The sequence below is a fragment of the Fulverythrobacter fulvus genome (assembly GCF_037154085.1).
GTDB lineage: Bacteria > Pseudomonadota > Alphaproteobacteria > Sphingomonadales > Sphingomonadaceae > Andeanibacterium > Andeanibacterium fulvum.
In genome coordinates, this window is record NZ_JBANRM010000004.1 from 173941 (window position 1) to 187036 (window position 13096).

The following is a 13096-nucleotide window of genomic DNA, read 5'->3' on the forward strand; positions in this document are numbered from 1 at the left end:
GTCATTCTCCCGTTCATGAATTTGGACTCTACCGGTCCGCTGAGGAGCATTGAAAACGTTTTCTATAATTTCGTCAAGCGCGCTTGTTGCGTTTCACGCAGATTCCTGGCTAAATTCTAGTTATATAATTGGTTTTAATAGATATTTTTCGATTTCCTTTCAGCTTCCGCCACACAGGTGCTCAACCAAGCCTCCTGAAAATCCTTTGCTTTTGTGAAATCGTTATCATAGGCATCTTCCCCTAAAACGACGCGAACGGGAGTTGGTGATATCCACACGAGTCATTTGAGGATGGCGGTTATCCTGGGGTTGATAACGGCGATCGGCCCTTCTGCGATTCACTTCTATCTGCCCGCCTTCCCCGCCATCGGGCGGGAACTGGCGGTGTCATCGAGCGCGCTGCAGCAGACCATGGTCAGCTTCTTCATCGGGCTTGCGGCAGGCCAGATCTTTTACGGCCCATTGTCCGACAGGGTCGGCAGAAAACCTCCGCTTTATGTCGGCCTTGCCATCTTCCTGTTCGGCTCGATCCTGTGCGCAATATCGCCTGACGCCGAAATCCTGACGCTGGCGCGATTCATCCAGGGCCTGGGCGCATGCGCGGGTATCGCCATCGCGCGGGCCATCGTCCGCGATCTGCACACCGGGCCTGAAGCCGCGAGCCTGATGGCCATCGTCGCCCTTGTATCCAGCGTATCGCCGACAATCGCCCCTCTGTTCGGCAGCATGCTGCTCACCGTTGCAGACTGGCGCGCCATATTCTGGGTAATCGCAGGAACGATCGTGGTCCTGACCTTGCTCGTTTACTTTTCACTGCCGGAAACCAACCCGCCAGCCCAGCAGAGCCAGGAACCTCTGACGAAGACCTTCGCCAGCTATTGGCAGGTCGCAAAAATGGCTGAATTTCGTTCTCTGGCTCTTTCCAGCGGCCTCGTCATGAGCACGTCATTCGCGTTTCTCGCCGGCGCGCCCTCCGTCCTTGCAGCCCAATATGGGTTCGACAGCTGGCACATCAGCGGGCTCATGGTCGCCTGCGGCATCGCGCAGGTAGGCGGCGCGCAGATCGTGCCCCGGATGATGAAGGCAGTGGGAACGAACAGGCTGGTTACAGGCGGTTTTGCCCTGATGATCGCCGCGGCGGCTGGACTGGTCGCCTCGGTCAATCAGCAGGACGCCCCTGTCTATCCGTCGATCTTCTTCGCGCTCGGCTATCTGGCGGTCGGCGTCCTGCTGACACCGCTGACCATCCTGCTGCTGCAACCGCTCAAACACAGCAGCGGCACGGCATCGTCCCTGCTGGGCATTGTCCAGCTATGCCTTGGCGCGTCGGTGAGTGCATTGGTCAGCCTGATCAACGACGGCACGCTTGCGCCGGTGGCGCTGTGCATCGTTGCCGCCAGCCTGCTTGCAAGCGCCTGTTTCGCAAGAGCGGTGCAGGTTGCCCGAAGAAGGCCTTACCCGCTCTGACGCTGGATGAGTTCGAAGCCCAGGTCCACAATCGGCTGGCGGACGGGCTTGCCTGACATCCTTTCCATCAGCAGTTCCACGATCTGGCAGGCGATCTTTTCGCCGTCGATCCGGATCGTGGTCAGCGACGGTTCGATGCCCTCGGCAAAATCGAGATCACCGAAACCGGTTACGGCAATATCTTCCGGAATCTTCATCCCCGACCCCAGGGCGCCGACGATGGCCCCGTGGGCCAGCCAGTCGGATGCGCAGATCACGCAATCAGGCCGCTTGTCTGCACCAAGCCGCGCAATTCCCTTCATCGCATTCTTGCCCTGCATGAAGTTGCCGGGGAACGGGAATATCTCGATCGAGGGTTCCGGCATCCCGTTTTCCAGCAGAATACGGGACAATCCGAACCTCATGAGCGAGCCTTTGGCCCCCGCGTTCCACAGCAGGTGAATCCGCTTGTAACCCATCCGCAGGGCATGTTCGCCCAGAGCCTCACCGACTTCCTCATGGGAAAATCCAGCCACCATCTCCACCGGGTTCTTCGGCCGTTCCCATGCCTGAACGATGGGAATACCTGCATCCAGCAGGCGCTTTCGCGTTTCCGGATAATAGGCGAGGCCAATCGTGATGATCGCATCAGGCTGCCGGGCCAAGGCCATCACCAGACTTCGGTTGAACTCCTCGTCCGAACGGCCGCCGAACCCCATCAGCACCTGATAACCGCGCGCCGCCATTTCCTGCACGAGCACGCGGATAGTGGTATCGAACAGGCCGAAAGCGACTGAGGGGATGAACAGCGCCACGGTTCGACTGCGTTTGGAAGAAAGGCCACCAGCAAGCAGATTGGGAACGAAGCCCGTATCGTCCAGCGCCTTCTTCACCTTCTTGCGGGTCTCGCTATTCACGAGATCGGGTGAATTGATCACGCGCGAAACGGTAGAGGGCGAAACGCCGGCCATACGCGCGACATCGATGATTGTGATCTTACCGTTCGTGCGAGCGTCGCCACTCATCGCCCGTTCCTCTCTTTGAGTCGAATGGTGGCTTGCACCAACCTGGCTTGTCTAGAGCAGGACAACGGCACTGTCAGGTTCAACGCGCTCTCGCCCCGTCCGCACCCATCCAAGATGCTTTGGGAATGCAAGATAAGCACCTCAGATATCCCTTGCTTGACGAAGACCATCAGGTCTTGGCCACACGCGAGCGATCATACTCTCGCGAGCGTAGATGACGAAAGCCGCGCATCCGGCTTACCCGCTACCTACGAATATCCGCAGCGAACAACGGGCCGAACCGGTTCCACCGAAGCTGCACAGTTTCTTGACAGATATCGATCCCGCACTTGAACAGCAGATCCTCGACGTTCCGCAAAGACAGGGAGAACTGGACATACATCGCGACCATGAGGCACATGATTCTTTGAGCGATCAGTTGAAGCGTTTGCACAGGCTACCGGGGCTTGCGAGGACGACACATTGCTGCCTCCTTCCCTACAGCTCTTTTACCGACCGCTGCGCCTCGTCTGACAGCACCCATAGGCGCACCCGGGACTTACCGGGGCAGTTTGGCAGAAGTGCAAGGGAGTATTTGGCGGAGCTGTCAGCCTATTCGCAACGTGCCTCCGGGCGGCGCAGTTCCACCCTTTTCGGAATGGGCCCAGGCGGCAGGGGTTCGCCACTCAGCCAAGGCCGCGGAACGGCGGGTCTTGTAAGCCTGACAATCAACAAGCTGGCGTTCCCGGCTGAAGTAGTTGCGGAGGCAAGGCCTCGCGGCGCGCCAACCCTCCCCGCTTACCAACCGCTGCACTTGGTCTAGCGAACCACTCGCAAGATGCGCATCCCTCGTCAAAAATGACAGAAAATCGACGCTCTACTAGGAGCACGGTAGCCGTTCATACATCAAGCCCCGCCAACGCAATTGCTCCCAATGGCCCGGACATTTCACCAAGTTCCGGCGGAGCCAGCAGCGTCTGCACGGTTTCGCTATTGAGGAACGGGAGGTATTTTCCCGCACGCGCCTCCACGAGTTGGCGGGCCATGTCGATCAACCGGGGGCGTGCAACGCCAATGCCACCGCCAATCAGAACCCGCTGCGCAGATGTGGTGAACAGGATAGCGCCGACGAGCTCTGCAAGGTCTGACGCAACGTGCCGCCAACGCTCATCATCGTCCGGAATCAGGGCCGGTTCGCTGCCAAATCTGCGGGCGAGCGCCGGTCCGCTGATCAACCCTTCGATACAATCACCATGGAATTCACAATTGCCCCGGAAGTCATCCCCCATTGATCGACGCAATCGTAAATGTCCGATTTCCGGGTGCATCGCGCCATGAACCGGACTCCCGCCAATGACCAGCCCTCCGCCGACGCCAGTGCCGATCGTAAGATAACAGAGGCTGTCACAGCCTCTCCCTCCTCCCCAGCGATACTCGGCCAGGGCCGCTCCGTTGACATCCGTGTCGATTGTCCAGGGGCAATCCAGTCCGGCTGTGAGCAACGCCGCCACCTGCGCACCGGACCACCCCGGCTTCGGAGTGTCCAGCATGGTGCCGAAATCCGCTCTCCCCGCATTCAGCTGCAATGGACCGAATGAAGCGATGCCCAACGACAGGAAGCCAGGGCTTTCCGCCCAGCATGCAAGCTGCGCCGCCAGCACCGCCAAAGTGACTTGCGGAGAGGTTGTGGGGACCCTGACCAGATCCACGATCTTACGCCCCTGAGCCAGAACCGCGATCGACTTGGTCCCGCCCAGTTCCACGCCAGCGAGAAAAGCCCCTTCATCCATAGCCTAAAGCTCCAGACCCGCCTCCTGACCATCCAGCCGGAGCTTCAGGACAGGCGCGAAACTACCGCCGAAACGCCGCGTGGCCGAACCTGCGGACTGTCCCCAATTATCGACAAAACTGATCACCGACAGGTCAGGCAGAACAAGCCAGCTGTAGGCCTGCCCCGGTGCCTCAGCCGGATTGGCGAAGACCAGTCCGGTGCCGTTAAGCGGCTGCCATCCCGCATCGATACGCTTCGACACCATACCGTAAAGGCCGGTCGGCCCCACCGGGCCGACAGGTTCGAAGACCTGGCTCTGTGTCGACCAGAACAGATAGTAGTTGCCGCCATGCATGATCATATGCGGGCGTTCCAGTTCGTTGTTCAGTCCGTCCGCGCTTATTAGAGGTGGCAACAAGGTCCATCCTCCCCCCGCGCCTCCTCGTGTACTGGCAACTCCGATCACCCCATTAAAATCATGAGACGAGCCAGCCAGAGACGCTGCAAAGAACATGTAACCCGCGCCGCTTGCAGGGTCATGGAAAAAGGCTGGGTCCCGAAACGCCTTGATGGTTCCCACTGAGCCAGTGCCGGCGTCACTGTCCATGTACCAGTTCGGATCGGGGCGGATAAACTCCTCCAGGCCCTTCCAACCCTCAAGACGATAGGCCCCATTATTGCCGACAAGGCGTGCACGGGCGGAGAACAGCCTTTGCGTAAAGCTCGGGGCTGTCTCTCCTCGCCAGCCTGCAGCAGTAAAATATACGGTCACTTCCATGCAGCCCGCGTCGAGCACCGCCGAGCCGGACCATTCTCGACTACCGGGAGTGAAGCCATCGGGAAAGACTGGCCCCAGATGCGTCCAACCCACCGCGTCCTTCTGGAAGAGGTGAATACGGGCAAGTCCATGGCGCTCATCGGGGTTTTCCTGATGCGGCGCGGCGAGCGCCATCCACAGCGTCTCGCCAGTGCCGACCGCGGCCGGATTTCCTGCACGGTCCTGCAATGGCCAGGCATCCCAGATATCGAGATCAGGAGAAATGCGCGTAAAATCGCCCGCGCAGATCAACGGAGCCGTATGCCGGACATCCGGCGCGATCATCAACACGTGACCCGACACCGGAAGCCCTTACGCTGCACCTTGCCCAAGGCCGTCCTATGGCTGGCGTGTTCACGGCGGAAGGCGGGCTGCTAATCGGCGGCGCGGCCTTCAATGATGAGGCGCGAATGCGCACCGCCGCGCTTTTCAACACGCTATGGGATGGCGATCCCATCCGGCGATTGCGCGTCGGCACGGGTGAAAAGTTCCTGCCCGGACGGCGCTGTTCGGCGCATGTCATGTTGCAGCCGGTGGTTGCCGATACGCTTTTCGGCGACACCATGTTTGACGGCATAGGCTTGTTGGCCCGAATGCTGATCGTCGCGCCGAACAGCACGGCGGGCACGCGCTTTTATCAGGAACCCGGCATCGGCACGGATACTGTGCTGACCGATTACAACAATCGGCTGGCCCTTTTGCTGAAGCGCCAGTTCGTCACGCGCCCCGATATGCCCGATGCCTTGGACCCGCCATCTATGCGATTGCATCCCGCCGTCACGCTCGCCACCTATTACGCCAATGAAATGTTGCGACTGAACGGCGGGGCAACGATTTCGCGCGAACTTCGCACGGCGCAACGATTGCTGAACTGGTGGCAGGGCCAGCCGAACCCCGTCCTGCATCTGGCGACGATCTATCAATTCGGCCCGTCAGAATTGCGTGAGGCGAAGGCCGCGCGCGCTGCCGTCACGGTCCTGGCCGAAAGCGGCTGGCTCGAACGCTTGCCGCCGAGCACAGTTGTTGACGGCAAGCCACGCAAGGAAGTTTGGAGACTGGTCCCATGAGCGACGACAATTCCGGCTGGCCCGCTAAGCCCGCTATCCTTGCTAAACTGGACAGCGGATTAGCGCCGATAGCGCCATTAGCAGGGGGGAGCCAAGTCGCCGAACGTGATGGGCAAGGCCGTTTTTTATCGGGCAATAACGGCGGTGGCCGCAAGAAAGGCAGCCGCAACCGGCTCACCGAAACCTTCCTTGCGGCCATCGAAGGCGACTTCGCCGAACATGGCGCGGACGCGCTGGAAAAGCTTCGCACGGACGATCCAGCCGCCTATCTGCGCATCATCGCGTCATTGGTGCCGCGCGGCCTGATCCTGAAGCGCGAACAGGAACCGGACTTTTCCGACATGGCCGACGAAGAACTTGCCGAAATGTTCGGTCGGGCGTTCCGCAACCGCAAGATTCGCCGGGATTTGGATATGTTGACGCGGTAGCGCATGAATCTGGTCGTTTTGCGACCTACAGTAGCGCAGTTAAGTGTTCGGCCCATTGCGCCAGTGTCGATCCAGCATCCTGAAGAACGTCCCAAAACGCATGTGGATCATTCCAAAGGTCTTCACCCATACCCTTGCCAACGCCAGCGACGACACCGCCAGCAAGCAAGCCCGCCCCTTTCTTGATCCAGCCCCAAACCTTATTGGCCAGCTTCTCAAATGCGCTTTCAGCACGTTCGATGACTTCAACGTCGGCTGTGTTCTCTCGGTCTGGCTTAGCCAGTTCAACGCGAATTTCGGCAACGCTGGCTTCGGCTGCCACCAAATCGGCGTCGTCAGGTTCAAGCCGGAATTCATCAGGTGGACCGTTATGGCCGATATTTGGGGGGCGATTACGCCAATAGGCAATATGCTGCTCTATGCGATCTAGCTGCCCGCCAAGCGCCTCAAGCCTTGCCTCAAGAGGTTCGTCGGGTTCATCATCCGGCTGAATGCGGCTTCCAGCCGGTGCCCAGTCGAACAGGCCATCGGCTTGAATTTCGTCAGCCGCACGGGAAATCAGTTCTTCGGTGGCGTCGGGAAAAGCGTCCCAAAGTTCCTCTTGCGCGTCATATGGACCGCCCCAAATGTATTGATAGCCACCTTCGGCGCTCTCGTAGGGCGTCTCCATGGCAGGGTCTTCGAAATTGGCGTGAAACCATTCAACCATGGCTTCAACGGCTGAATCGCCATCTTCCCAGTCGATTTCGGGCGGATTGGTTGTCGGCTTTAACTCAAGACCTGAACTCATGCGCAAGACCCCATCGGCATAAGATTTTTAGTCGGCGGACCAACGATATTCGAATGCTTCCTGTGGCAAAACGGCGGCGTCGTTCAGCTTCTTCTTCATTTCCGCACCGCCCGGCATGACGTTGAGCATGTTGAAATAGTTGCGGACGGCCATGTTGATGTTCGACAGGCAGCCCTTGGTTTTGATCCAGTTTTGCGGGCTGAAAACGCGGTTGGGCGGCTGCGTTTCGTTCGCTGCCGCTTCTAGCGCCATGTTCAACGCCGTTCCGCCAAGCCGCACGATTTCATCGACCATGCCAGCCGCTTCGGCAGCCTTCCATGCGCGCGCCGGGTTGGGAACCCGGTCTGACTGGTTGCTGGAAATGGCGAAGCACATCGCGACGGCGTAAAGGTGATGATACGGCGCATATGCTTTCATCGCCAACAACGTCTCGTTCAAGCTTAGCGGGTTGTCCGAAACCCAAGTGCGGCGAACGGCGTTCATCCATTTGTTCAATGCCATGACGTTTTCGGGGGGGTAGTCCTTGTTCTTGAACAGCGTTTCGAAATATTTGTCGAAAATCTTGGTTTCGCCGTAGGACAGGTTCGGCCTTAGCGTCTGCCACGCGATCAACGTCTTGGCATATTCCGACAGTTCGACGACTTCGGCCTTGTTGCGATCAGCGGGAGCCGCTTCGCCGCGCTTGGTGATGAAATAGCCGGTCGGGTATTTCAGTTCGAATGCCTTTTTCAGCGCCAGAACCCGCTTGTCATTGCTGCGCAAATCGCGTGCCTTCACAGCGCTTTGCGAGTTCGTGTTGATCGAAATCTTGTCCGCCCGGTCCCGCTGCGGAATTTCGTAGAACCGGAACAGGATGAAGGCATCATCAACCTTCTTCACCGTTTCGCTACACGACAATATGGTGTTGAGCGACTGGCAGCCGTTCACGACGCTAAGCCCGTGCAGCGAAAGCGACTGGCTGGCATCGTCATACGTCATCTTGTTGCAGAGTGCCGTCACGCCGTTGTGGAAAAAGAAGAAATCGCTGCGCTTATCGCCAAGGATCGAATGGCGAATGCCCTTGTTGACCGCGTTGCTCGTTCCAAGGCTTTGGCGCACGTTCTTCTGGAACAGCGTGCCGTCCTTGATACCGGGCAGCTTGATGCATTCCTTCAACGGTAGCGCCGCCACGACGACCGGCGTTCCCGCGATTTCGTGATACATGTGCTTCGCGCCGGACAGGTCCAGCTTGTAATTCAGGCTGGGGTTGTCGGCTTCAATGGCGTATTCGTAGCGCCGTTGAAGTTCGTCCGCGTCAATGACGTGAATCGTTGCGTCGAACGATTCATTTTCGCTTAGCTTCGCCAATTCCTCTTGGAACGCGGCCAAGTCGGCTTGCGCGGCTGGCGTCAGCGCCCCGGTGGTTATCAGTTCGAATGAAACTTCGTAATCGTCTTCAAGAGCCGTTGCCAGTTCGGACAGCTTAGCCTTCAGCTTGCTGTTCGCCACGTTTTGAAGCCGTGCCAAATCCTTGATTTGAATCCACGACGACAGCACTTCGCGTAGCGGTTCGCCATCAACGCTACCATTCCCGATGAACTTGCCTTGGATGATGCGGACAATGGATTTGTCATCATCGACGATAATTGCATCAATCTGCTTGTCGTCCGCGCCATCGGTTATGTCGGCCTTTGTCTCGTTCATGTCGCGGAACAGGACGTTACGCAAATACCAAGCTACGAAGCGCTGGCCGTCGTTCGGGAAATTCTGCTGGAAATAGTCGCTCGCAACTTGTGCTCTGATTTTATCGAACATTTCCCGCCCCATTGCCCTCAACCTCGGCGTCTTTTTGGCGGCTGGTCCGACGAAAGGCAATGCTTGTCGCTTTGACGAAACGGCTGCTAAGCAAGCGACCTTCATATTTGGCGAACGCCTTGCATCCGGCCATATCGAGTCCCGGGCTCGTGGCGATGTGGGTGGCCGTATCGCACCGGATCACAGACGGATAAGCGCGCCGGGAACCGCGCCGCAAGTGCCAAGCAAGAGAGGCGCGCAATGGAACGCAGCCTGTTGCCGAAACGGAAAGAGAGAGCGCGATTTCCTTAAGAGCTTAGCCATGGTCCATGGCTTTGTGCCTCAACTTCCGTAGCGCGCGTGGGCCAGCGCTAACGCTGGTGAGTAGGCAAACGGCTGCGTCAGATACCAGGCTAGCAGTAGCTGCCGCGCCCAAGTGCCTGAACGGCTAGTTTTCGATATAGAGCTTGCCTGAGGCTCGAAACCGACCGGTTCCGAGCCGCCGGAGCGGCCCGGTCGTGTTTATTTATTCGGTTCCCGCATTACCCGCAGCAGCGGCGATGAGTGTGTCGATGAGGGATGCAGTCTCCGCAGAGAGTTCCTGATTCAATGCGTCAAGCTCCTCACGTGCGCGCACGGTCATATTAGCCTTTTCAATGATGTCGCCAAGCCGGCTGCTGTCATCAGGCCAAGGGATCAGAATATCTCGGATGTGCTGCGGTTCAAGGTGTTGTTGTATGGCGCCATATTCGTTTCGACTCATTTGATCTTGGGCAAACCGCGACTGTAAATACGTGAATAGGAACGCGCGTTTTTCCTCGTCAGAAGTGCGAACCCTTATTAGATCATCGCTAACGATTGCTCCATCGTATTTGTTGGTTATGATAGCAACCCGCCCAACCGTTCCGGATCGGCTTATAACGATATCGCCCTTGTGGACTCGAATGGCATTAATGGTGGCTATTTGCTTTTTATCTGCACGGCTCACGTTTAGCCACTTTGCGCTATCGCCTTTCTCTTGGAGCATGGCACTCGGCGTATAGTATGGCTCTATGCCGCTGCCGGGACCTTCTACGATCAGATTTTCACTCTTGAGGCGAGGCCCTTTGAAAATCTTTATGCCTGGGTCCAGTTGATCAAGCGGGATTGCGGTCCATCCCGAAACTCCGTCGATACTCTCGATCTGCTTTACCGTTTCATTCAGATGCGGAAGGAACAGCTGCGGATTGATGCGGCGCAAGGCATCAACGTCACTTGCATTGATGGAGAAAACATATTGGCTTTTGACAAGGGAGTTCTTCAGAAAATCCCTGTATGAATTCAAAATGTCAGATATGTCTTCGTCGATATCAGACGTAAGGTTATTCAACGCGTCATGTTTGTAGACAGGGACGCCTTCGCTATTCTGTCCTACGCGCCGAGATATTGCCATGAAAATTGGGTAGTCACCAGCTTCCTCACCGAGCGGCAATTTCTCAGCTATAATGACGCAAGTGCGAGTTCCGGTATTCGGCTGGAACGTGTCTTTGTGTAAATTGATCACCGCCTTGATGCGGGTGGAGCGGAACAGCAGCTCTCGTCCAGGCCGATATGTATTCGTGTCGAGAAAGCTCTTAGGGAGGACGATGCCGAGTGTGCCGCCTGGCGCTAGCCAATCAAGGCAACGCTCCACGAACAGCAATTCAGGCGGAGCGCCTTCTGAAAGCAGGTCTCCCGTTGGGCGATACTCGCCATTCACATCGGCCCATCGCTGCCCAGTTTTGAAGCGATTTAGGGTTTCCTGGTGTGAGACTCTCCCTTCGCCGACACCAGCAAAAGGCGGATTTGTAAGGATGCAAGTCGGCATTCCCCGCCCGGCTCTAGCAATAATCGAGCGCTCGAAAGCGTCGTATTCACCCAGGCTGTCGCCCGGAGTCATACCGGCGTGGCCGTCGCCATTTAGGATCATAGCAGTCTTCGCAACGCGGACGAGGCGCTTGGTGCTTTCGACCATAAAAAGATTGGTGCGATGCCGATCCAGCTGTCGCGCCTTCGCTGTCGCGCTTCCTTGCCCGTTTACAATCTTGCTCCGCACATACCGCATAGCCCCTGTTAGGAAGCCGCCCGATCCTCCCGCGGGGTCGAGAATAATGTCCATGTAGTCGGGATTACACATTTCCACGACCATATCGATGACGATACGGTTAGTAAAAAATTGCCCTCTCTCCCTCCTGAGATGAACAGACGTATACTGTTCATAGGCATGGCCCATGATATCCCATTCAACCGCATCACTTATGGGCGATACGAGCTGATAATCCTGCAATTCAACTACGACGTCTGCGATAACACGCGTTCCGACCCCAATCCTATCTTCCGGCGAGAAGACATCGGAATTCGCTCGCTTAACCTCTTCAAAGAGATCGCATATGCGGTCAGCAACTGCTTCCCGGCCCTCGGGACTGCCATATTCTTCTGGCGTGCAATAAAACGCTGGAAGCGGGTCGGACCGCTCTTCGTCCATGGCTTTGGCGAGAATCAATCTCACCATGTCCATGGTGAGGTCAGATTCTTCGCCGTCTGTGCCGCGCCCATGCAGCTTATTGTGGCAGCGACGAAGTAGCCCTTTGATATCTTTGGGTCGAATAAGATCGGCCTTGGGTCTGCGGCCCAGCGAATCCCACGTTTCATTTGACCGGGGGATACCGACCCAAGGAATCAAACTGTTATCAGGTTGGCTCAGGCGTCGGTAATAAACGACTTCATCGTCTGCGCCGGAATCATTGAACCAGACACCACCAGCTGCGCTTGTGTTATATATATATGAAACGAGTTGATTATATCCGGTCTTCTCTGTGGGGGCTTTACACTCCACCACAATGAAGAATTTTCCCTGATCGTTGGTGCGCGCAGCCTGTGCTGTGGTGTAAATCACTATGTCAGCGCGAACGGGCTTACCGGCTCCATCAATTAAATTTGAGCTACCGCGCTGAATCGTAACCTCTCGGCGCATCCTGTCTTTGGGATAGCCATATTCGAGATGGAGAACCCTTAGATATCGTTGCCGGACCCGCTCTTCGGGCGTGGAAACGAGTTTATCGCCCGACAGGTAATCCACGATTGCGCCGTTTTCGTCGAACTCGACTTCGAAGGGTGTAACCATTTAGCTCTTCCCGAACACATTCGCACTGGTTGGCGCTGCTGTGGCTAATGGCAGCGCCAACGCAGGGACGCAATCACACACTACATGTCCGCAGATATGTTGGCTGGAATGTTGGGCGGGATCAGCCTCGCGCCACTAAACCTCTGATTTATAGACGGAAAAATAGATGGTGTGGCGGAGCGGGAGGGATTCGAACCCTCGATACGCTTTTGACGTATACTCACTTTCCAGGCGAGCGCCTTCGACCACTCGGCCACCGCTCCGCATGCCTGACGGAAGGCGGGCCGATAGCGCGGGTCGCGCAGTTGGGCAAGCTTGCAGGTGGCTATCTTGGCGTTAAATCGACATTCCATGGAAAGACGCTTCGGATTTGCCCCTTCCGCCGAGGAAATGGAGGCTATCGCCCTCGCCGCGCTGGAACGGCTTCCGGCGCAGTTTCGCGTGCATCTGGGCGATATCGTGCTGCGGGTGGAAGACTTCGCCGATGCCGAAACGCTGGCGGCCATGGGTATCGAGGATCCGTTCGAACTGACCGGAATTTACGAGGGCCTGCCCCTTGGCGAGAAGAGCATCGGCCATTCCGGCACCATGCCCGACCGGATTCGCCTGTTCCGCAGCCCGATCCTGGACGAATGGATCGCGCGCGGGGACGAGACGCTGGAACATCTGGTGGCCCATGTGGTGATTCACGAGGTGGGGCACCATTTCGGCCTGTCGGACGAGGCGATGCATGCGCTGGAGGAAATGGTTTAGCCCCCCCCGCTCGTGCTGAGCCTGTCGAAGCACAGTCTTTACCGTCAGGGGAAAACGGCCCTTCCACAAGCTCAGGGCGGGCGGATATTGGCTTTCGAATGTCGA

General features: G+C 57.4%; 10 protein-coding genes, 1 tRNA gene and 1 pseudogene. 4 read left to right on the forward strand and 8 right to left on the reverse strand.

Going from position 1 to position 13096, the window contains the following annotated elements; genetic code table 11:
• Positions 1-291: 291 nt before the first annotated feature.
• Complete coding sequence (locus WFP36_RS12930) at positions 292-1467, forward strand: multidrug effflux MFS transporter (protein ID WP_336980929.1); 1176 nt, start codon at positions 292-294, stop codon at positions 1465-1467.
• Here WFP36_RS12930 and WFP36_RS12935 read toward each other — a convergent pair.
• The 4 genes and pseudogenes from WFP36_RS12935 to WFP36_RS12950 all read right to left on the reverse strand — a co-directional run bounded on the left by WFP36_RS12935 (position 1455) and on the right by WFP36_RS12950 (position 5323).
• Positions 1455-2471 carry a LacI family DNA-binding transcriptional regulator gene (locus tag WFP36_RS12935; RefSeq protein WP_336980931.1) on the reverse strand — a complete coding sequence of 339 codons (1017 nt, stop codon included), beginning with the start codon at positions 2469-2471 and terminating at the stop codon, positions 1455-1457. The two genes, WFP36_RS12930 and WFP36_RS12935, sit on opposite strands and share 13 nt — an antisense overlap.
• 247 nt (positions 2472-2718) lie before the next feature.
• Positions 2719-2871: pseudogene (locus tag WFP36_RS12940) on the reverse strand (IS6 family transposase); the annotation flags it as partial.
• A gap of 478 nt (positions 2872-3349) precedes the next feature.
• Positions 3350-4240: an ROK family protein gene (locus WFP36_RS12945; RefSeq protein WP_336980933.1), complete on the reverse strand. Its 891-nt coding sequence runs from the start codon at positions 4238-4240 to the stop codon at positions 3350-3352.
• A gap of 3 nt (positions 4241-4243) precedes the next feature.
• A complete protein-coding gene (locus WFP36_RS12950; protein WP_336980934.1) occupies positions 4244-5323 on the reverse strand; it encodes a glycoside hydrolase family 68 protein in 1080 nt (359 codons plus the stop codon).
• Between the two features lie 32 nt (positions 5324-5355).
• On the opposite strand from WFP36_RS12950, the gene WFP36_RS12955 reads away from it, so the two are divergent.
• Together WFP36_RS12955 and WFP36_RS12960 are read left to right on the forward strand one after the other, a co-directional pair.
• The gene (locus tag WFP36_RS12955; RefSeq protein ID WP_336981213.1) at positions 5356-6105 is read left to right on the forward strand and encodes a DUF3987 domain-containing protein; all 750 of its coding nucleotides are present in this window, start codon (positions 5356-5358) and stop codon (positions 6103-6105) included.
• Positions 6102-6533, forward strand: coding sequence for a hypothetical protein (locus WFP36_RS12960; RefSeq protein WP_336980936.1), 432 nt, complete (start codon positions 6102-6104; stop codon positions 6531-6533). The genes WFP36_RS12955 and WFP36_RS12960 overlap by 4 nt, the downstream gene beginning before the upstream one ends.
• A 25-nt stretch (positions 6534-6558) precedes the next feature.
• Here WFP36_RS12960 and WFP36_RS12965 read toward each other — a convergent pair whose 3' ends face one another.
• The 4 genes from WFP36_RS12965 to WFP36_RS12980 all read right to left on the reverse strand — a co-directional run bounded on the left by WFP36_RS12965 (position 6559) and on the right by WFP36_RS12980 (position 12501).
• Positions 6559-7323: a hypothetical protein gene (locus WFP36_RS12965; protein WP_336980938.1), complete on the reverse strand. Its 765-nt coding sequence runs from the start codon at positions 7321-7323 to the stop codon at positions 6559-6561.
• Between the two features lie 27 nt (positions 7324-7350).
• Positions 7351-9117 (reverse strand): AIPR family protein, encoded by a 1767-nt coding sequence (locus tag WFP36_RS12970; RefSeq protein WP_336980939.1) that lies wholly within the window; start codon positions 9115-9117, stop codon positions 7351-7353.
• 505 nt (positions 9118-9622) lie between these two features.
• A complete protein-coding gene (locus WFP36_RS12975) occupies positions 9623-12238 on the reverse strand; it encodes an N-6 DNA methylase (RefSeq protein WP_336980941.1) in 2616 nt (871 codons plus the stop codon).
• Between the two features lie 172 nt (positions 12239-12410).
• Positions 12411-12501: transfer RNA gene (locus WFP36_RS12980), tRNA-Ser, on the reverse strand.
• Between the two features lie 88 nt (positions 12502-12589).
• On the opposite strand from WFP36_RS12980, the gene WFP36_RS12985 reads away from it, so the two are divergent.
• On the forward strand, positions 12590-12991 hold the full coding sequence (locus WFP36_RS12985; RefSeq protein ID WP_336980943.1) for a metallopeptidase family protein: 402 nt from the start codon (positions 12590-12592) through the stop codon (positions 12989-12991).
• Positions 12992-13096: the final 105 nt, after the last annotated feature.